Raw genomic sequence first — 20,103 nt, forward strand, 5'->3', positions numbered from 1 at the left:
CATGGCAGAAAAATTTGTCTTTGAACCAACTAAGATTGAACAATTAAAGGATCATTATGACGTTATCATTATTGGTTCCGGTGGAGCTGGTTTGACGGCTGCCATTCAAGCACACGAATTAGGGCTTTCACCAGTTATTTTGGAAAAGATGGATAAATTAGGTGGCAATACTACTAGAGCCTCATCAGGTATGAACGCGGCTGAAACTTCAGTTCAACTTGACCATAAAATTGTCGATAGTTTTGAGGAATTTTATAACGAAACTTATGTCGGCGGTGGCAAACAAAATAATACTGAACTATTGAAATTTTTCACAGAACACGGCGCTTTAGCAATTGATTGGTTGGCTCAACATGATATCAAGTTGGATGACATCACAATTACTGGTGGGATGAAAACGATGAGAACGCACCGTCCCAGCACTTTAGCACCAATTGGTGGTTACTTAGTAACTGAATTGTTGAAGTGGATTGCCAAGGATGAGATTCCATTGTTTGACAATATCAAAGTGACTGACTTGTTGCTTGAAGATGGTCATATTGCTGGTGTTAAAGCCGATGCTGCAAATGAAGTTCAAATCAAAGCTCCATCGGTAATTTTGGCTACGGGTGGTTTTGGTGCGGGTAAAGATTTGTTGGCAAAATATCGTTCTGATTTGTTGAATTTGCGAACAACCAATCAACCCGGAGCAACTGGTGATGGTTTGAAATTAGCTGAAAAAGTTGGTGCCAAATTGGTGGATATGGACCAAGTCCAGGTTCATCCAACGGTTCAACAAGATACACCACACGCATTCTTGATTGGTGAAGCAGTTCGTGGTGAAGGTGCCATTCTGGTTAACAATGCTGGACAGCGTTTCGTCAATGAATTGGACACTAGAAAAAATGTTACGAAAGCAATCGATGATTTAGGTGGCACTGGCGCTTACTTGATTCTTGATCGTGATATTAGAAACCGTGTTAAAGCCATTGAATTTTATGATCACGTTGGTTTAGTTACAACTGGACAGACAATTGCTGAATTGGCAGCGGAAATTAATGTCAATGCTGATAAATTAGAACAGACCATATCTAAGTGGAACCAAGCGGTTAAGAATCATAATGATACAGATTTCGGTCGTACAACTGGTATGGAAAGAGATATTTCTGATGGACCATTTTATGCAATCCATATTGCACCAGCGGTTCACTACACAATGGGTGGCGTGGCAATTAACCATCAGACCCAAGTGCTTAATGAAGCCGGAAAAGCTATCGCAGGATTGTTTGCAGCAGGTGAGGTTGTTGGTGGATTACACGGAAACAATCGTATCGGTGGAAATTCAATTGCTGAGACAGTTGTTTTTGGTCGACAGGCTGGACAACAAGTATTCAAATATTTAAGTTAGTTGGTGGAGCCGCCGAAGGCCGCGAGGACGGAGTCAGCTATGGGGGCCGGCGAAAGCCTTGTGTCTCACACCTCGCTTTGAAGCCTTGCCAAAGTTCGGCAAGTCTCCAAAGTCGTCCCGTAGAGTAAGAACGGAAAACCACCGTCCTAACTCTACCTTCACAGCAGTCTCCATCCTCGCAACCTTCGGCTATTGTGTTGGTTTGAGGCAGCATCGTTGTCTCTTCTAGTATGTTCATGCTTCAATTAATTTTATAAATACGAAAAAACTAGCAATCGATTATGATTACTAGTTTTTTTGTATAAATTTCAATTGTTAAACCAATTTAACTAAATCGGTCGGTTGCTTTAATAAATAATCAACTTTTGAAAACTCGGGATTATCTTTAGATCCCCAACTAGCTAAAGCAAATTCGACATTAGCGTTGCGTGCGCATTGGAAGTCATAAATTGAATCTCCGATATATAACGTTTCGGCTGGGTCAATTTGTAATGTTTCAATTGCTTTGAGGATTGGCTCAGGATTTGGTTTATGGAGTTTTGTTTTTGAAGCGGTGATGAAAGTGGAAAAGTATTTTTCAATGTCAAAATTATCCAATACTAATTGAAGTTCTTTATTAGTTCTTGAAGTGACTACGCCTAATTTGATATTCTTGTCTTTCAATTGTTGCAACATGGTCGTGATGCCGTCAAAGAGTTCCGAATAGTGAAACATCTTGTGATCGTTTTGTTCCCACAATGTTAGTAATTCTTGGCTTTGTTGAGGTCCATTGGAATATTTTTGAACGGCTTTAGTTCCAGGGATTCCCAAGACGTAGAAGAGTTCTTCAGCTGCTGGCTCAATATTTAGTGTATCTTTTAAAGTCTTTTGCCATGATTTTATAATAGTTTTCTCAGTATCAATAAGTGTTCCATCGACGTCAAATAAAATTGTTTTCGACATAAATAATTTCTCCTTAGATGTAAATCATTTGCGTTTTCGATTTTAATAAACGATTCTCCAACTTTTGTGGCAAGTGGCTGTTGGTGATGATGTAATCAATCTGATCGAGGTTGAGGACTTTAAAGTTGTGTTTAACATTAACCTTGCTGCTATCCAAGAGTAAAACTAATTTTTTTGCTTGTTTACGAATCTTGGCTTTGTAATCGATATCGTCGTCATAAGCGTAATAAATACCGTCCTCGTCAATACCCACGCTGCTTAGAAAAGCGTAGTCGAAAGTATAGTTTTCCAAACCCAGACATGGTCTAGTTCCGGTAACACAGCGTTTTTCGGCATCCAGATTGCCACCGAGAATTCGTGCCTGACAAGGTGAGTGGCGGATCAGTTGGTCGGCAATATCGAGCGAATTAGTGACGGCGAAGAGGTTTTGCTTGGTTAGATATTGGGGCATGAATTCAACCGTTGTCGAAATGTCCAAGTAAATCTGAGTTGCCTGATTAGCATAAACGGCAGCCTTTTTGGCTAACTCACGCTTGGTATTGACGTAATCATCGCTACGTTCTAAATAACCATCTAGTTTTTTGAAAGTATTGGGCATACTGATGCCACCGTAACTGCGTTCAACCAGGTTGCTGTCAGTTAATTTGACAATGTCGCGACGGGCAGTGTCACGTGAAGAATTAGTTAAATCAATGATTTCCTTGAGGGTTAAAGTTTGTTTTTCCTGTAAAGTTTTTAAAATTAAATCTAAGCGCTCTTTTTGCATAAGCAATCACCACTTTTAAGCTATAATAAGTATTTAACTTGATAGTAACTTATTTTCGCTTAAAATACAATTAACAATAAAAAAAGACCCGAAGGCCTTTTTCATAATTTATTATGCTTCTTGATCAGATGATTCCATCTTGTCATTGAATCCGAAGAGGAATGTTAAAACGAAGGCGACTCCAAAGGCAATCAGGTGTGAGATGACATAAGCAGTAAAGTTGCCGTCAATACCAGTTTTAGGATTAATAAAGGATGGGAAACCAATCAAACTTCCGGTAAATCCGTAGATAACTAAGTGCATACCACCAGCTACAGCACCACCGACAGCATTACCAATCATGACCATATAGAAGACACGTTTGTATTTCAAAAGAATTCCGTATAGTGAAGGTTCGGCGATTCCACAGAAAGCTGAAACGCCAGCCGAATAACCTAATGCTTCAAGGCTCTTCTTCTTAGTTTTGATAGCTACAGCAAGTACACCACCAGCGATACCAACGGCTGTAATTGATGTTAAAGCACAGATAACACTTTGACCAGTAACGGCTAAATCATTGATAACGATAGGGATGAGTGGCCAGTGTAAGCCGAAGACTACCAAGATAGGATAGAAAGCACCATAGATAGCGCCACCGATAATTCCGTTGAATGAAAGTAGAGCTGAAATGCCGTTAGCTAAACCTTTACTTAGAACGGTGATAACTGGAGCGACTAATAGTAATAGAACAAATGATAAAATAATAATTTCGAGAATTGGAACGAAGATTCCTTGGACCATTTCAGGGATAGCTTTCTTAAGATATTTTTCAACGTATTTACCTAACCAGGCAGCAACGATGATTGGAAAAACTGATCCGGAGTAGTTCATAACTTTGACCGCAAAGCCACTCCATAAGCCGATTTCAGGTACTTTGGCTGAAGCAATACCAATAATATTTGGGTGGATCAGAAACGCACCGATAATAGCTAGGGCAATTGGATCAGAACCTAGTTTCTTGGCTGCAGTGAAGCCAAGAATAACAGGTAGAAAGTAGAAAATTGTGTCAGCCATGGTGTTGATGAGCATAAAAATACCAGATTTGTCACTCAAGACATTGGCACTGACTAGACCGGCGAGAATACCTTTGGTAATACCAGAACCAGCAAGAACACCGATAATTGGCATCATTGAGGCCGTCAGGACACCAATAAACTCGTCATAACCGTGTTTAAATTTAGCTCCAAAACCTTGAGGAACAACTTTTTCAGTCGTCACTGTTTCGGCAGCCGCTTGACCATCTTCAGTCGCCAAACGAGGCAATTGTTTCAAAATGGCATCGAAGACATCCGTAACTTTATTACCAATAACGATTTGATATTGACCTTGAGCTTGCATAACTTTGATAACAACACCCATTTTTTCAAGCGCAGCCCCGTCGGCTTTACTTTCATCCTTGAGAGTAAAACGAAGTCGAGTCATACAGTGAATTAGTGTGTTGATGTTTTTATCACCACCGACATCGGCAATGATTTGTTTCGCATCATTTGAGTAGTCCATGATAGATTCTCCTTAGATAGTTTCTGTTTTTATGTTTTATTCATTACTAATTCAATAGAAATAAATTAGTCGGAAGAGCTGAGAGTATTCATCAGCAGCGAAAGTGGCGTTATGGCTTTAGCCATTACACCACCGGGCGTGTTGGAGACTTTCCGGTTTGTGGAAAGGCTTCAACCGAGGTTCGAGACCGTACTGTGGCTCGAGCCGTACCGCGCAGCAGATGAATACTCTCAGCTCTGGAGATAGTTAGCACAATCTTTCTTCTGGAATATAGCCGATTGGTAACCATTCCAAAATGTTCTCAATAAACTTGTCCCAGTAATACCAATCGTGTTTGCCATTAGTAAATTCAGTGTCAACTGAGATATTTAAAGCCCCTAAATTTTTGATAAATGCTTGATTATCTTGATAGAGAAAATCCTGTCGACCGCACCAAGCGTAAAGTTTTGGCATTGGTTCATTCAGAGCTAGTTTTTGCTTAGCCAAATGGATAAGATTTTCGGGTGAATTGTCGAAATCGTCACGTTGGTTGATAACGCCATTCCAGTATTCCTTACTACGGAAACTTTCGAGAGTTTCACTAGAACCGCTGGGATTGAAGGCACCGGATAAAGCAGCCGCGTGACTGAAATGATTAGTGGATAAGGCAATTTTGTAAGCACCATAACCACCCATGGAAGCTCCAGCAATGAAGTTCTTCTCACGTTTTGCTGAGATCTGAGGGAATAGTTCACGGACGATTTTTGGTAATTCAATCGCAATTTCATCATAGTAGTCCATGCCGTAGGTCGTGTTGGAATACCAACTAAGGTCGGCGTTTGGCAAAATTATTGCAATTGGCAAATGTTTGACCAATCGTTCCAGACGAGTCTTGCGTAACCAAGAAGTGTTGTCATCACTCATACCGTGCAGTAAATAAATTACTGGCAAATCAGTTAGTGTATCTTTAGTCCATTCGGGATTGTCAGCTGTCCTTTGGGGAAGCAAGACATCCATTTGACAATCCTTTACTAGAACATTTGAAAAGTAATTAACTTGAATATGTGCCATTTTTTGCTCCTTAGTAATTATATAAATTGTAGATATTAGTAATATCTCATTGACAAGCTCTATTGTATACGCTTACAATTATGGTAATAACCTTAAATATGTTCAAACAACTACCATTTGTTGTCTTGAAGCAAAAGGAGTGTTTAATTATGGCGACACCAATGGAACTGTTAGAATTCGATTATATAAATCCCATTAAGTGTATTTATCATCGTCCAATTGGAAAGAAATTTATTGTCCCACATTGGCATGAGGCGATTGAAGTTTGTTACGTTGCTAAAGGAAACCCAGGAACTATATTTATTGAAGATCAGAAATATCAACTAGAGGCTGGGGATGTTTACGTAATTAATTCGCGTATGATTCACAGTTTTAATACGTATATTACTGATGATCAGAGAATTATCACATTGTTGATTGATTACAACTGGTTGAGACACTGCTTGCCACAGACCGTACGGGAAAAGAGTTTTGATTTAATCAAAGGTCCAGTGCGGGATAGTCAAATTCCAGCATTCGGTGAATTGGTTAATTTGATTAATGAGACAAAGGATCTTCAAACTCAAGATTTGTCAGAAGATAATCATTTACATCAATTGACCACGTCAGTTGAATTGATCAGTATTTTGGTGAAGAATTTTACGCTTGATAAAGAATTGAAACATGATATTCCGGAAGTGATTTCACAAATAATTGCGGAATTTCATGAACAATATCAGGATGAAATTCAATTATCAGATATGGCAAAAAAATATAATTACAGTTATGCTTATTTTTCAAAATTATTCAAAAAATATCTGGGCATATCTCCAAAGAAATATTTGACGCATTTACGGATTCAAAAAGCTGCTGAGTTGATTGAGAGAACGGATAATAAATTCACAGAAATAGTGGCAGATACTGGCTTTCCAGATGAAAAGAGTTTCTACGCCGCATTTAAAGAACGTTATCATCAGACACCTTTGGAGTATCGTCGAAAATTACAATTGGTTCCTAAGGGATAGCATGCAGTGTTATTTGAATATCCCGTCTACAGAGCTGAGAAATATTCACTAGCTGTGCGGAACGGTCCGAGCCAAAGAGCGGTCTCGAACCTCGGTTTGAAGCCTTGACACAGTTCGTCAAGTCTCCAAACAATACCACTACCACGGCACACAAATATTTCCCAGCTCTTCCGACTAATTAATCGTTATTAGTTTAATGTAATAATATTCAAATGTTCTTATACTTAGTCGTTTTTTAATACTAAGCAGAATTGATGCAAGTATTTGTAATAAATTATCAACTGACATTACGCGTTAAAAGAAAAAAACGTTCTAAAATTGATTTTAATTAATCAATCTTAGAACGTTTTTGACTGTTTAGAATCGGGGAGGAGTCAACAGTTAAATTGCAGTAGCGCCTTTAGTATCAACACTTAAATGATGAGTTTCCCAATTAGGGAAGCTTTTTTTGATATTTGAAATAATCTTGTCAGCAGCGTCACCATCAGTAGTGATGGCCATCATAGTTGAGCCACTGCCGCTAATGTACATGACACCTGCATTATCTTGGCAAATCTCTTTGGCTGCTTGATAATCGGGAATCAGTTGAGAACGGTAAGGTTCATGCATTTTGTCAACGATAGCTGATTTGATCAACTTCAAGTCACCAATTTCAAAAGCCTTGGACAAGGCAACTGCATGACCGATTTGATAAATAGCTGTTTGGTATGACATTTCTTTAGGCAAAATTTGGCGAGCTTTTTCAGTGCTGACTTGATAATCAGGAATCAAAGCTACGAAATGTAAATCAGCAGCTACTTCGAAGTGGACTGTTTGAACCTCATTTTCATCGATAAATGAAGCACCTAAGTTTCCATAGATTGCGGGGGAAACATTGTCAGGATGACCTTCAATTTCAGTAGCTAAATCTAGTAGTTGTTCTTTCGACAAACCACCATCAAACCAAGCATCTGCACCCATCAAGCCGGCGACGATACAAAATGCTGAACTGCCTAGTCCGCGTGAAATCGGAATGTGATTATCGATCGTGATTTTGACGTTAGGGACATCCTTTTGAAGAAATTGGCATCCTTTGACAAAAGCTCGATAGATGAGATTATCTTCTGATTGATATTTTGGAGCACAGCCACTGATAGTTAATTTGACATCGTAGGGCTCGAAAGAAGCTGCTGAATAGAGGGACACAGCCAATCCTAAGCAGTCGAAACCGACGCCTAAATTGGCACTGGTTGCGGGGACACTAATTTTTATCATTGAAATTGTCCTCAACTTTCTCTAAAACGTATTTTTCCATTTCGTCTTGGGCGATTACATCTTGGTGAAGAATTGGCAAGTCCCAAACTTTAGCCAAATTGGCAGGAATTGGTTGATGAGTGAATGCTTGTAGCTGTTGCATAGCTTCATGGTCATCGTCAAAAGATTCATCTAGGAGTGATTTAGTTACCACATGGACAAATTTATATGGACTGGCGGTACTCAAAAGAATTGAAGGTGTATCAGGGTCATTTATCTGATAGTCACGCATAACTTTGTAACCGACTGCTGTGTGTGGGTCCATCAGATAATTATCTTTTTGGTAAACATCTTTAATAGTAGTTTCAATTTCTTTATCAGTTGCAAATCCACAATAAAAATCTTCATGAATACTCTTTAAAATTTCTTCTGAAACTTGGTAGGAACCGTTTGATTCTAGTTCATCCATTAAACTCTTAACGTAATCGGTATCTTCATTACTCTTGTAGTAAAGCAAGCGTTCGAAATTGCTAGAAATCTGAATATCCATACTTGGTGCATCGGTTTGCAAGAAGGGAATATTGCGATTGTAAATACCTGTGTTGAAGAATTTTGTCAAAACGTTATTGGCATTGCTGGCAACGATAAATTTGTTTACTGGCAAGCCCATTTGTTTAGCGTAAAAGCCAGCTAGAACGTCGCCAAAGTTACCAGTTGGAACAGTGAAGTTAACTTTTTCGCCAAGGTTGATTTCTTGTTGCTTGGCTAATTGTAAGTAGGCATCGAAGTAGTAGACAACTTGAGGAATCAGACGGCCGATATTGATTGAGTTAGCACTGGATAAGCTAATGTTATCCCCAAGCTTTTGCTTCAAACTTTGGTCATTGAAGATTTTTTTGACGTTAGTTTGAGCATCGTCAAAGTTTCCTTTAATAGCAGTAATTTCGGTATTATTGCCGTCAGTTGTTTCCATTTGAAGTTGTTGGACCTTGCTGACACCATTGTGTGGATAAAAGACGGTGATGGCAGTTTGGTCAAGATTCTTGAATCCTTCTAGGGCGGCTTTACCAGTGTCACCACTTGTGGCAGTCAGAATCATGACTTTGTTATCTTTTTTTAAGACACGTTTCATTAATTGAGGCAACATCTGTAGGCCAATATCCTTGAAGGCACTAGTTGGACCGTGGAATAGTTCGAGTACGTGGAAATTATTAACTTTAACAAGTGGAGTTATTTCGGCGGCGTCAAAACTATGGCCATAAGCGTTGGCAATGCTGTCCTTTATTTCAGCTGTGGAAAAGTCTGGCAATAACTTTTCGAGAACGACATTGGCAACTTGTTGATAACTCATTTCTTCCATAGAACTGAGATCAACTTTGAGTTGGGATAATTCGGGGTAGACGAAAAGCCCACCATCATCGGCAAAGCCCTTTTTGATTGCTTCCTTAGCTGAGAGCTGGATTTGCTTGTTACGAGTGCTTGTATAGTTTTTATTCATGAGTAATAACTCCTTGCTTTTAAATTATCTATATAGTAAACTGTCTATAAATTAAAAACAAGTGTTTATTATTAATGAACACAATAAAACGAAGAAGCAGGAGGTTAAACCTATGAAAATTGCAATCTTAGGATTTGGAACAGTAGGAAAAGGCGTGTACAAAATAATTAAGAAGGCCAATGTACAAACGCAAGACCTCTCTGTGAGTCACATCTTAATTAGAAAAAATAAAGCTCGTCTGATGCCAGAAATGACTGACGATATGAATGAAATTTTAAATGATTCTCAAACAGACGTTATAGTAGAAGCAATTGGTGGAATTGAACCAGCGCACGAATATATTTTGGCAGCTTTGAACCATGGCAAGCATGTGATTACAGCTAACAAAGCTGTGATTGCCAAATATCTCAAAGAATTTACTGAAGCGGCTGATAAACATAATGTTAAATTTTATTTTGAAGCATCCGTTGGTGGCGGTATTCCTTGGATTCAAGGGTTGGAAAAGGCCTTACGTATCGATAATGTTAATTCCATTTCCGGTATCTTTAATGGAACAAGCAATTTTATCCTCGACCAAATGAGTCGCAATGGTGAATCATTTATTGATGTTTTGAAAAAGGCTCAACAACTTGGTTATGCCGAAGCTGATCCAAGCGCTGATATCGATGGTATTGACGTAGCAAATAAGCTTTGTATCAGTGCTGATATTGCTTACGACATTGATATTCATGATCACAAAGATTTACCGATTTTTGGAATCCGCAACATTACTTGTGCCGATGTGAAGTATTTCCAAGCCAAAGGATTGGCAGTCAAGTTGATTGGCCGCACACATCAAAAAGGCAATAAATTCGATTATGTCGTGGAACCAGCTTTATTCCTTGATCGGACTTTGGAAGCTAATACACCTGATAACTACAATTTGATTTCGTTAAATGGTGACACTATTGGTAAACTTGATTTCTTTGGACAAGGAGCCGGGATGTTTCCGACAGCTAATGCCGTTGTCCAAGATGTTTTGGATATTAAAGAATCTAAGAGCCATTTGAAACGTGATTTCAATAAAAAGATGGAATATTGCCCTGAATTAACTAAAGGCGATTATTTAGTTCGTAGCAACGCGGATGTCAGTGAATTGTTTGGAGACTTCCAGCCAACAATGGAGGGTGCCTATCTAGCTGTTCATCAAATTCCAGTTGGTGAAATGCACCGTTTAATGAGAAAAGTTTTACAAAAGGATGCAGCTGCCTTTATGGTCAGTCTGCCTAGTCAGGGGGCTGTCGCATAATGAAAGTCGCAAAATTTGGTGGTAGTTCGGTAGCAGATGCTGGACAGTTTAAAAAAGTGAAACAGATTGTTGAAAGTGATGCTAAACGTCAAATCATCGTTGTTAGTGCAGCTGGTAAGAGCGTTGCGGAGCCAATCAAGGTGACTGACATGTTGCTGGATTTAGAGCAAAAATTAGTCGCTGATGAGGATCCAGAACCGATATTTCAAGCTATCAGTTCACGAATTATTGGTATTCGCGATGACCTCAATCTGAATGTTAATATTGAAGCCGATTTGGATATTATTGCTGATAACTTAGTTAATTGTTCACACGATTATTTAATTTCTCGAGGTGAATATTTAACTGCTAAATTGATGGCTGCATACTTAGGTTATTATTTTGTTGATGCCAAAGATATTTTGGCTTTTGCAAACGATGGCATTGATTATGTCCAGTCGCAACAACGATTGTTAAAGGTTTTGTCAAAGCACTCGCAATTAGTAATACCTGGATTTTACGGTGCTAATGTTGATGGCTCAGTTCATTTAATGCCTCGTGGCGGCAGTGATATTTCCGGTTCAATTTTGGCTAATTTAGTCGATGCTGAATTGTATGAAAATTGGACAGATGTCTCAGGCATTTTGATGGCCGACCCAAGGATAGTTGCTCATTCAGAAAAAATTGACAGTCTAACTTATGATGAATTACAAGAATTATCATATATGGGTATTGGTGTCTTTCAAGAAGAGGCCGTTCGTCCAGTACGTGAGAAAAAAATTCCGACAGCCGTTTTGAATACAAATCATCCTGAAGCTGGGGGAACAATGGTCGTCAGCGCTGATGAGGATAAGAATAATGATCATATCGTGACTGGTATTGCCGGTCGTAAAGATTGCACAGTTATCACTATTAGAAAATATCAGTTGAATAAACATTTGGAAGTTTTACAAAATGTTTTGTCAGTCTTCCAAAAGTTCAATTTGACAATTAGTTCAGTTCCATCGGGAAATGATGGCTTCAGTTTCTTGTGTCAGCATGGCGAAGTGGCTACACATTTACCAGCCTTGATTGCAAAATTGAAGCACACTTGCGGGATTGATTCCGTTGAAGTTAATCAAAATATTGCTTTGGTAGCAGCGGTTTCTTTGCAGCTAAGTAGACGACCAGCTATTGCAGGAAAAATTATGAATTATTTGGATAATAGTTTGATTCATGTTCGGTTTGTTTTCCAAGAAGGCAGTGATTTGAAGATTGTCTTTGGCGTCAATAATGACGATTATGAAAAAACTATTAAACGAATTTATCGTGAATCGATGGAACAACATTTAAAAAGGATTTCAGCATAGAATTTGAAAGTTTATTGAAGTATGCCGTTTCCAGAGCTGAGAGTATTCATCTGCTACGCGGCACGGTCCGATCCAAAGTACGGTCTCGAACCTCAGTTGAAGACTTTCCAAAAACCGGAAAGTCTCCAACACGTCCGGTGGTGTAATTGCTAAAGCAATAACGCCACTTTCGCGGCCAATGAATACTCTCAGCTCTTCCAACTCAGTTATTTTTTGTGAGTGATGATTCTTTTACCATTTAAATAAATTGTTACTAGAATTGCGACATCAATTTTCATCGTTCAACGTTTAGATTTATACAAAAAAATTCCAAGCTAGGATTAATATCCTAACTTGGAATTTTTTATTTGGCATTATTTTGATTTGTGTAAGTAGTTGATTTTTCCAAAAATTCTTTGTCATCGGGATCAGCACCAACACGTTTGTCACTGTCCAATGTAGCGATTTTAGCCATTTCATCAGCTGTTAAGTCAAAGTGATAATCGAACAAATCGATATTTTCTTTGATACGACTTTCGTGAGTTGACTTAGGGATGACAATTTCACCACGTTGAATGTGCCAACGTAAGATGATTTGAGCAGGTGATTTACTGTATTTCTCAGCGAATTCTTTAATAACAGGATTATCCACAACCTTGTTCAAACCGGCACCGAGTGGACTCCATGATTCGTGAGCGATGTGCTTTTCTTGAAGATATTCGTGAAGGTCAGTTTCTTGTAGATAAGGATGCGTTTCAATTTGATCGACCATTGGTGCAATCGTAGCAGTTTTCATCAATTGTTCGATATGGTGAGCTTTAAAGTTTGAAACACCGATTGCACGAATTTTTCCAGCTTTGTAAAGATCTTCCATTGCACGCCAGTTTTCTTCAAAGCCAGCAGCAGGCCAGTGAATTAAGTAAAGGTCTAAATAATCTAAACCTAATTTTTGTAGTGAATTATTGAATTGAGCAATAGTTTCATCATAACCACGAATGTTGTTCCAAACTTTAGTTGTGATGAAAAGATATTTACGATCAATGCCGGATGCTTTAATAGCCTTGCCGACAGCCTCTTCATTGTCATAAAAGCTAGCAGTATCAATGTGTCTGTAACCACTCTCGATAGCCCATTTAACACTGTTCAAAACTTGTTCGTCATCCATTCTGAATACTCCCAAACCAACTTGGGGAATCATGACGCCATTTGCTAATTCGATATAAGGAATATTTGTAGCCATAAACCTACCTCCTATTTATTTTCAATTCCATTATAGCCTACTTAAATGTATATAAAGTGTATAAATCATGTAAAGAATTCAGTTAATTATTTTACAGAAAGTTAACTGATACTTTACATAGCTTTGTTAACCTTAAATTGTTCAAAAAAAATTGATATAGAAAGTTGGGAGTTATTTATGAAAAAAGGGCGATTATTAACCGCTTTTCTAGGGGTATTCTTGCTACTTACTGGGGTTCTAGCAGGTTGTTCATCAAAGAGTTCAGCTGCAGGAAAAGCAGGAAGTGCAGATAGTAAAGAAATTACTATGGTTTTCTATCCAAATGAATCAGCAAAGAACTTTACTGCTTCACGTAAAGCGTTGCAAGAAGAACTACACAAGGCAACAGGTAAGAAAATCAACATCCAAACAACAACTGATTACAACGTAGCTATCGAAGCTATTTCATCAGGTAAGGCACAATTGGCCTTCATGGGTGCTGATGGTTATATCCAAGCTCATGCACAAAACAGCAAGGTTGAACCATTACTTCTTCAATCAGGTCCAGATGGTACTACAAAGGGTGCTAGTTACCGTTCATACCTAATGGTTAACAAAGATAAAGCCAATCAATACAAGAAAGACGGCAAGTACAATATCGACAAGATTAAGGGTCAAAAAGCTTCATTCGTTTCAACAAGTTCAACATCAGGTTTCGCCGTTCCAACAGATGAGATTCAAAAGCACTTCAAGTTGAAGAACAAGGATGACCTTTCAGAAGGTGGCAAATTCTTCGATAAAGTTCTTTATGGTAGTACTCACCCAGGTTCAGCAATCAACTTATTGAAGGGTGACGTTGACGTTGCTGCCTTTGATGATATTGATTTGACACCATTCCTAAAAGTTTCAGAAGGTAGTTATGACAAGGTTGGCTCAACATTCAAAGTTAAAGATGATGCTGATGCTCCATTCTCAGAATTCAAGGGTAAGGAATTAGTTAACATCTCAGTTCTACCAGTTCAAAACGGACCTTTCGTAGTTAATACAAAAGCTCTAAGCAAGAAAGATACAGACGCAATTGCAAAGCACTTTACATCAAAAGATATCACAAACAACAAAGACCTATTCTCAGATGGTAAAGGTAAGACACCAACATTATGGCAAAAGAAGAGCGACAAGATGACTCTTCTAAAAGTTACTGATGATTGGTACAAACCAACTCACGAACTAATTGGTAAATAAGAGGTAGCTATGTTAGAGGTAAAAAAATTACAGAAGAGTTACGAGAAAGATAGACCCGCTTTGACTGACATTTCATTTAATATCAAGCCAGGTACATTCGTAGCTATTATTGGACCTTCTGGCGCTGGGAAAACAACTATTTTAAGAAGTTTGAACCAGTTGATCAAAGATGACGATGGTCAGATTCTATTAGATGGAAATGACATCCGTACCGCTAACAAGACACAATTACGTAAATTCCGTCGCCAAATTGGAATGGTTTTCCAAAACTACAATTTGGTAGAACGATTGACTGTAATTGAAAATGTTTTGCACGGTCGACTAGGTTATAAATCGACTCTAGCCGGTGTTTTTGGACGATATACTCAAGAAGAAAAAGAAGAAGCAATGTCACTTCTAAAGAAAGTTGGCTTGGAAAACTTTGCTTTAAAGAGATGTTCAGAATTGAGTGGTGGTCAAAAGCAACGTGTCGGAATTGCCCGCTCTTTGATTCAACACCCTAAGGTCATCTTGTGTGATGAACCAATTGCGTCGTTGGATCCAGCTTCTGCACAAAACGTCATGGAATTATTAAAAGACTTAACCGAAGAATACAACCTAATCTGTATTGCCAATCTTCACCAAATCAACATGGCCAAAAAATATGCTGACCAAATCATCGGAATTAGAAAAGGTAAATTGGTTTTCGATGAGAGTGCAGATTTATTGTCAGAAGATATTTTACGGACACTTTATGATCAAGACATTACAGAGGAGCTTGAATGATGCAATCTCCTAAAAAGTATTTAGCACACAAAGGTTGGCATCAGACAGCAGTTATCGCCATTATTGGTGGTATCTATGTATTCGGTAGTTGGGCACTAGATTTTAATAGTTTAAACGGATTTCTAGCTGTACCTAAGGCTTTTGCCTGGTTGGGAGTTAACTTCAGACCGACAGCAGATTCAATGACGTATTTGCCAAAGATTTGGCAAAAACTACTTCAAACAGTATTATTGGCTATTTCATCAACCGTAGTAGCCGCCATTATTGCAATATTCGTAGCATTATTGGGCTCAAAAGTGACTGGAGTTAATGGTTTTGTCCAGACAATTGTTCGTGGAATTGCTTCTTTCTTCCGAAATATTCCTTTAGTTGCATGGTCAATGATTTTACTCTTTTCATTCAAACAGAGTGACTTTACCGGATTTCTAGCATTGCTATTAATGTCAGTGGGTTACTTGATCCGTGCTTTTATGGAAATTATTGAGGACGAGGCTAGTGAAACTATGTTGGCTCTAAAGGCCACTGGAGCTAGTTACTTCCAAGTTATTTTCCAAGCTGTTCTACCACAGATTCTACCAAGTATTCTTAGTTGGATTCTTTATATGATTGAAAATAACGTTCGTGATGCTACGCTGGTTGGTATTTTGACTGGTACCGGTATTGGATTTATTTTCGACATTTACTATAAGAGTTTCCGCTTTGCTGCCGCTGGTATGACAGTATTGGCAATTATTATCGTAGTAATTGCTTTAGAGACTATTTCCAATCAAATTAGGAGGGTGATCTTGTGATAAATAGTGAAGAGAACATTGTTCAAAAGCCTAAAACACCAAGGTCTCCTCAGATTAAATTGCATGAATGGTCTCTTTCAAGAACAATGATTTTTACAGTTTTCATTGGATTAATTTTGATTACAGGTTACACATTGACTCATTTGGATACCGCAGGTGTCAAAGTCAATGTTGCCTTTAAAGAATTAGCCATGACTTTGGATCAGATGTTCTTACAACCTAATGCAGGTACTGACGGGGTGCCATTGCTACTTCAAGCTTTGGCAAGTAGTGTAATGCTTTCAATATTAACTACTATTATCGGTGCAGTTTTTGGATTCTTGTTTGCTGTTTTAGCATCGAAGAATCTAACAAATGCATACTTAGGTGCAGGAATTCGTGTCGTTATGGCAATTGTTCGAGCAATCCCCACAATTATTTGGGCTTTGATCTTCTCAATTGTCTGCGGTTTAGGAAGTACTGCTGCTATCTTGGGGTTGAGTTTTCACAGTATTGCTTATTTAACAAAAGCCTATTCTGAAAGTATTGAAGGAATTGATAAATCAACAATTGAATCCTTAAAGGTTACCGGGGCAAAATTCTGGGTTATCGTATTTCAAGCAATTTGGCCAACAATCGTGGCATCCTTTGTTTCCTGGACATTCATCCGTCTAGAAATTAATTTTGCTAATGCGATTGCCGTCGGTGCTGCCGCAGGTGCAGGTGGAATTGGTTATCAATTATTCGTTGCTAGTGGAATGAGTTTTGATTTTCACGAGACAGGTTTCATCGTTTATCTAGTTATTTTTGTAACATTTGTACTTGAGTTTATTGCGGTTAAGATTAGACAGTTCTATCTGAACCGTTAAGTGTAGGGAGAGAATTTTATGATTGAAGCAGTAATTTTTGATTGGGCCGGGACAACTGTTGATTACGGTAGTTTGGCTCCAGTTATCGCATTTAAAAAGGCGTTCAAAGATGCCGGTATTGAGTTGAGTGATGAAGATATTCGCCAAGATATGGGCATGGCTAAATGGGACCATATTGGTAAGATCTTGGAACTTGATGATGTTAAACAACAATGGGAACAAAAGTATTCAAAAGAACCTAATAATGATGACCGTGAGAAAATCTATGCAGATTTTCAAGAAGCGTTACTTCGTTATTTGAAAGAATCTACTGAATTAAAGTCCGGGGTATTAAAGACTTTTAACTACCTTAAAGAATACGGAATAAAAGTTGCGACAACTACTGGCTATACTGCAGAGATGATGAAAATTGTTCAGGATAAGGCTGCAGAAGCGGGCTATACTCCGGACTTGGTCATTACATCAGAAGATGTAAATGGATTAGGTCGTCCAGCACCAGCAATGATTCAATTCATTATGAAGAAATTTGATATTGATGATCCTACTAAAATCATCAAGGTAGGGGATACTTTGGTTGATATTGAAGAAGGTCAAAATGCTAATGTTAAAACCGTTGGGATAGTTGAAGGTAGCAGTTTGATGGGATTAACACAGGTTGAATTTGATGAATTGAATACTGAAGAACAAATAACTAAACGTAATGAAGTTAAACGTAGTTTTGAATCAGTTAATACTGATTTTGTGATTGACAGCATCTATGACTTAGTTCAAATTATTGAATACTTAAATGAATCGATGGATAAAAAATGGTAGAAAAATACTTACTCTTAACTCCAGGTCCCTTAACAACTAGTGAATCTGTGAAAGCAGCAATGGATTTTGACTATTGTACTTGGGATGATGATTATAAAGAAATTACTCAATCATTTCGTCAATCATTGTTGGATGTAGCACAAGTTAGTGCTGATGAATATACAGCCGTTCCAATCCAAGGTAGTGGTACTTATGGAGTGGAATCAGTTATTAGTTCAACAATCTCTGATGATGATAAGTTGATGATTGCCATCAATGGTGCTTACGGTAAACGAATCAGTGAAATGGCTGACATTTATGGTATTGACCACGTTGATTTGGTAGTTGATGAAAGAGAACCAATCACATTGGAAAAGGTAACAGAATATCTTGATAAATATCCTGATATTTCACATTTCGCCATGATCCACTGTGAGACGACTACTGGTATTTTAAATCCTGTTGAAGATATTATTCCTTACGTCAATGCTCACGGAATTGTTACTATCGTTGATGCAATGAGTAGCTTTGGTGGTGTTCCCATCAATGTTAAAGAAGAAAAAATCGACTATTTAATAAGTAGTTCAAACAAATGTATCCAAGGTGTTCCTGGATTTTCATTCGTAATTGCCAGAAAGCAAGTTCTTGAGGCAACACGAGGTTTATCAAGAACATTATCACTTGATTTATTTGATCAATATGCTGAAATGGAACGTAATCATGGTAAGTGGAGATTCACTTCACCTACACATGTAGTTCACGCCTTTTATGAAGCTCTACAAGAGCTAAAAGAAGAGGGCGGTGTAGTTGCTCGACACAAACGTTATGAAAGCAACCAGAAGCATTTAGCTACTGGGATGGAAGAACTCGGATTTAAAGTTTTGATTGATGAAAAGTATCAATCACCAATCATCACTTCATTCATTTATCCAAATGACGACTTTGATTTTCACGATTTTTATCATCAATTGAAACAAGATGGCTTTGTGATTTATCCTGGTAAGATTTCTCAAGTACCAACTTTTAGAATTGGTAATATTGGGGAAGTTTACGATGAGGATATTACTGAGTTACTTGTAGCGATTAAAGATATCATTAGTAAATAAGCAAAAGAAAAAACGACAATCCTTAATTCGATTGTCGTTTTTTTTATTGGTCTGAGTTATTCAGTTTTAAAATATTACCAACTGAATCATAGTATTTTAGATAAAGCATTACAGAACATTCCCACCAAGCGCCAGCTAATAACATACTGCCGACAGTATCACTGAGAAAGTGTCCACGTAAATATACTCGAGAAATCGCAACGACTATCAACCAGATAATTAACAGTACGTTGATAGTATGTCGATTTGACAGTGACTTGAACATTGGTAGTACTAAAAATATTAAAGTCATGATAACTAACATAGTCCCAAAAACATGTCCACTGGGAAAACTGAAACCTGAAGCAGGGATGATTTTACCAGTCGGTCTGGATCTTTTTACGGTTATTTTAATTAGATAGGAAATAATATTCCCACCGATTAAAACAAAGCCAATCCAGAAACTTGAATCTTTTTTACCCATTCGATAGAGCAAAAGCATCATGATGATTAAATAAATTACATCCATGAGTGGACTACCGAGAAAGGTAATAAACGAAAAAATCTTTGTGTCGAACGGTGAAGTTATAGCACTAAAGATATCTTGGGCAGCGTGATCGATACCACCAATGAAAGGACTGTTGGTAACAATCAGTATTTCTAACAGAAAAAATGCGACTACGTAAATTATGGTGAGCCATTTTCTGCGACTATTTTCTTTGAATATCAAAATATGAACTCCTTTGAAACCAGAATGATAAGAACTCCCCCTTATCTATTCTTAAGCTTTGATTGTAATATTATTTTCATAAGAAATACAGGTATTTACATAAAATTTTAAAATATATTTAATCGTACAAATAAATATACCTGCAGAATAATTAAATGTTATAATTTGGGTTACTAAAAAGGAGGCTGAAAATGCTCACATTAATGGCAGCCAGTTCCAGTAGTTCAGCACCACTGTTAATCGCTATTGGAGCGGCTATTCTCGTGATTATTTGGTTATTTATCAAAACGGGGATTGCTTTATTACATCATCCACTCATCGGAATAATTCTGATTTTACTAGGAGTTTTAGGATTATGGAATTATCTGATCATTGGTATCGGGGTAATTGTAGGTGGAATAGTTTTCTTATTTGTATCACGATTCTTTAATAATTAATGAAAATGGGACAAGGCGAAAGCCTTGTTTTTTTGTTTTCGTAGGTGAATGTTCTCAGACCTGGAGGCGGAACCAGAATAAAGATTAATCGTGTCACATTATTTGATAACAAATTAAATTATGAACAAGATTAAATATTTGATTTTTCCTTAAAATTGTTCGATGATAACGTTTGCAAGC

General features: G+C 37.8%; 19 protein-coding genes. 11 read left to right on the forward strand and 8 right to left on the reverse strand.

Going from position 1 to position 20,103, the window contains the following annotated elements:
* The first annotated feature begins 1 nt into the window (after position 1).
* A complete protein-coding gene (locus JP39_RS02140; protein ID WP_041501375.1) occupies positions 2-1,387 on the forward strand; it encodes a flavocytochrome c in 1,386 nt (461 codons plus the stop codon).
* Between the two features lie 315 nt (positions 1,388-1,702).
* Here JP39_RS02140 and JP39_RS02145 read toward each other — a convergent pair whose 3' ends face one another.
* The 4 genes from JP39_RS02145 to JP39_RS02160 all read right to left on the reverse strand — a co-directional run bounded on the left by JP39_RS02145 (position 1,703) and on the right by JP39_RS02160 (position 5,684).
* A complete protein-coding gene (locus tag JP39_RS02145) occupies positions 1,703-2,329 on the reverse strand; it encodes an HAD family hydrolase (protein WP_041501376.1) in 627 nt (208 codons plus the stop codon).
* Between the two features lie 13 nt (positions 2,330-2,342).
* Entirely contained in the window at positions 2,343-3,095 is a 753-nt protein-coding gene (locus JP39_RS02150; protein ID WP_041501377.1) for a DeoR/GlpR family DNA-binding transcription regulator, read from the reverse strand.
* Positions 3,096-3,206: 111 nt separating this feature from the next.
* A complete protein-coding gene (locus JP39_RS02155; RefSeq protein ID WP_041501378.1) occupies positions 3,207-4,634 on the reverse strand; it encodes a PTS transporter subunit EIIC in 1,428 nt (475 codons plus the stop codon).
* Positions 4,635-4,880: 246 nt separating this feature from the next.
* Positions 4,881-5,684, reverse strand: a complete 804-nt coding sequence (locus JP39_RS02160; protein WP_041498874.1) for an alpha/beta hydrolase — start codon at positions 5,682-5,684, stop codon at positions 4,881-4,883.
* 149 nt (positions 5,685-5,833) lie between these two features.
* Here JP39_RS02160 and JP39_RS02165 point away from each other — a divergent pair, with 149 nt between their 5' ends.
* On the forward strand, positions 5,834-6,688 hold the full coding sequence (locus JP39_RS02165) for an AraC family transcriptional regulator (RefSeq protein ID WP_041498872.1): 855 nt from the start codon (positions 5,834-5,836) through the stop codon (positions 6,686-6,688).
* Between the two features lie 381 nt (positions 6,689-7,069).
* On the opposite strand, the gene thrB is transcribed toward JP39_RS02165, so the two are convergent.
* Entirely contained in the window at positions 7,070-7,942 is an 873-nt protein-coding gene (gene thrB / locus JP39_RS02170) for a homoserine kinase (RefSeq protein WP_041498870.1), read from the reverse strand.
* Positions 7,929-9,419, reverse strand: a complete 1,491-nt coding sequence (thrC, locus tag JP39_RS02175; protein ID WP_041498869.1) for a threonine synthase — start codon at positions 9,417-9,419, stop codon at positions 7,929-7,931. The genes thrB and thrC overlap by 14 nt, the downstream gene beginning before the upstream one ends.
* Before the next feature lie 112 nt (positions 9,420-9,531).
* On the opposite strand from thrC, the gene JP39_RS02180 reads away from it, so the two are divergent.
* Positions 9,532-10,707 (forward strand): homoserine dehydrogenase, encoded by a 1,176-nt coding sequence (locus JP39_RS02180; protein ID WP_041498868.1) that lies wholly within the window; start codon positions 9,532-9,534, stop codon positions 10,705-10,707.
* A complete protein-coding gene (locus tag JP39_RS02185; RefSeq protein ID WP_041498866.1) occupies positions 10,707-12,035 on the forward strand; it encodes an aspartate kinase in 1,329 nt (442 codons plus the stop codon). Before JP39_RS02180 ends, JP39_RS02185 begins: the two co-directional genes overlap by 1 nt.
* Positions 12,036-12,378: 343 nt before the next feature.
* Here JP39_RS02185 and JP39_RS02190 read toward each other — a convergent pair whose 3' ends face one another.
* The gene (locus JP39_RS02190; protein WP_041498864.1) at positions 12,379-13,254 is read right to left on the reverse strand and encodes an aldo/keto reductase; all 876 of its coding nucleotides are present in this window, start codon (positions 13,252-13,254) and stop codon (positions 12,379-12,381) included.
* A 177-nt stretch (positions 13,255-13,431) separates the two neighbouring features.
* On the opposite strand from JP39_RS02190, the gene JP39_RS02195 reads away from it, so the two are divergent.
* The 6 genes from JP39_RS02195 to phnW are packed head-to-tail and all read left to right on the forward strand — an operon-like array spanning position 13,432 to position 18,777.
* Positions 13,432-14,475, forward strand: coding sequence for a phosphate/phosphite/phosphonate ABC transporter substrate-binding protein (locus JP39_RS02195; protein WP_041498863.1), 1,044 nt, complete (start codon positions 13,432-13,434; stop codon positions 14,473-14,475).
* A 9-nt stretch (positions 14,476-14,484) separates the two neighbouring features.
* Positions 14,485-15,240 (forward strand): phosphonate ABC transporter ATP-binding protein, encoded by a 756-nt coding sequence (phnC, locus tag JP39_RS02200; protein WP_041498862.1) that lies wholly within the window; start codon positions 14,485-14,487, stop codon positions 15,238-15,240.
* Positions 15,240-16,031 carry a phosphate/phosphonate ABC transporter permease gene (locus JP39_RS02205; RefSeq protein ID WP_041498881.1) on the forward strand — a complete coding sequence of 264 codons (792 nt, stop codon included), beginning with the start codon at positions 15,240-15,242 and terminating at the stop codon, positions 16,029-16,031. The genes phnC and JP39_RS02205 overlap by 1 nt, the downstream gene beginning before the upstream one ends.
* Positions 16,028-16,879, forward strand: a complete 852-nt coding sequence (locus tag JP39_RS02210) for a PhnE/PtxC family ABC transporter permease (RefSeq protein ID WP_041498861.1) — start codon at positions 16,028-16,030, stop codon at positions 16,877-16,879. Before JP39_RS02205 ends, JP39_RS02210 begins: the two co-directional genes overlap by 4 nt.
* Positions 16,880-16,897: 18 nt before the next feature.
* A complete protein-coding gene (gene phnX / locus JP39_RS02215) occupies positions 16,898-17,692 on the forward strand; it encodes a phosphonoacetaldehyde hydrolase (protein ID WP_041498859.1) in 795 nt (264 codons plus the stop codon).
* Positions 17,686-18,777 (forward strand): 2-aminoethylphosphonate--pyruvate transaminase, encoded by a 1,092-nt coding sequence (phnW, locus tag JP39_RS02220; RefSeq protein WP_041498857.1) that lies wholly within the window; start codon positions 17,686-17,688, stop codon positions 18,775-18,777. Before phnX ends, phnW begins: the two co-directional genes overlap by 7 nt.
* Positions 18,778-18,820: 43 nt before the next feature.
* Here the strand turns inward: phnW and JP39_RS02225 are convergent, their stop codons facing one another.
* Positions 18,821-19,486: a phosphatase PAP2 family protein gene (locus JP39_RS02225; protein WP_048699311.1), complete on the reverse strand. Its 666-nt coding sequence runs from the start codon at positions 19,484-19,486 to the stop codon at positions 18,821-18,823.
* Between the two features lie 191 nt (positions 19,487-19,677).
* Between JP39_RS02225 and JP39_RS02230 the strand changes: the two genes are divergently transcribed.
* Positions 19,678-19,923 (forward strand): hypothetical protein, encoded by a 246-nt coding sequence (locus JP39_RS02230; RefSeq protein ID WP_041498856.1) that lies wholly within the window; start codon positions 19,678-19,680, stop codon positions 19,921-19,923.
* Positions 19,924-20,103: the final 180 nt, after the last annotated feature.

Source organism: Companilactobacillus heilongjiangensis (genome assembly GCF_000831645.3).
Taxonomy (GTDB): domain Bacteria; phylum Bacillota; class Bacilli; order Lactobacillales; family Lactobacillaceae; genus Companilactobacillus; species Companilactobacillus heilongjiangensis.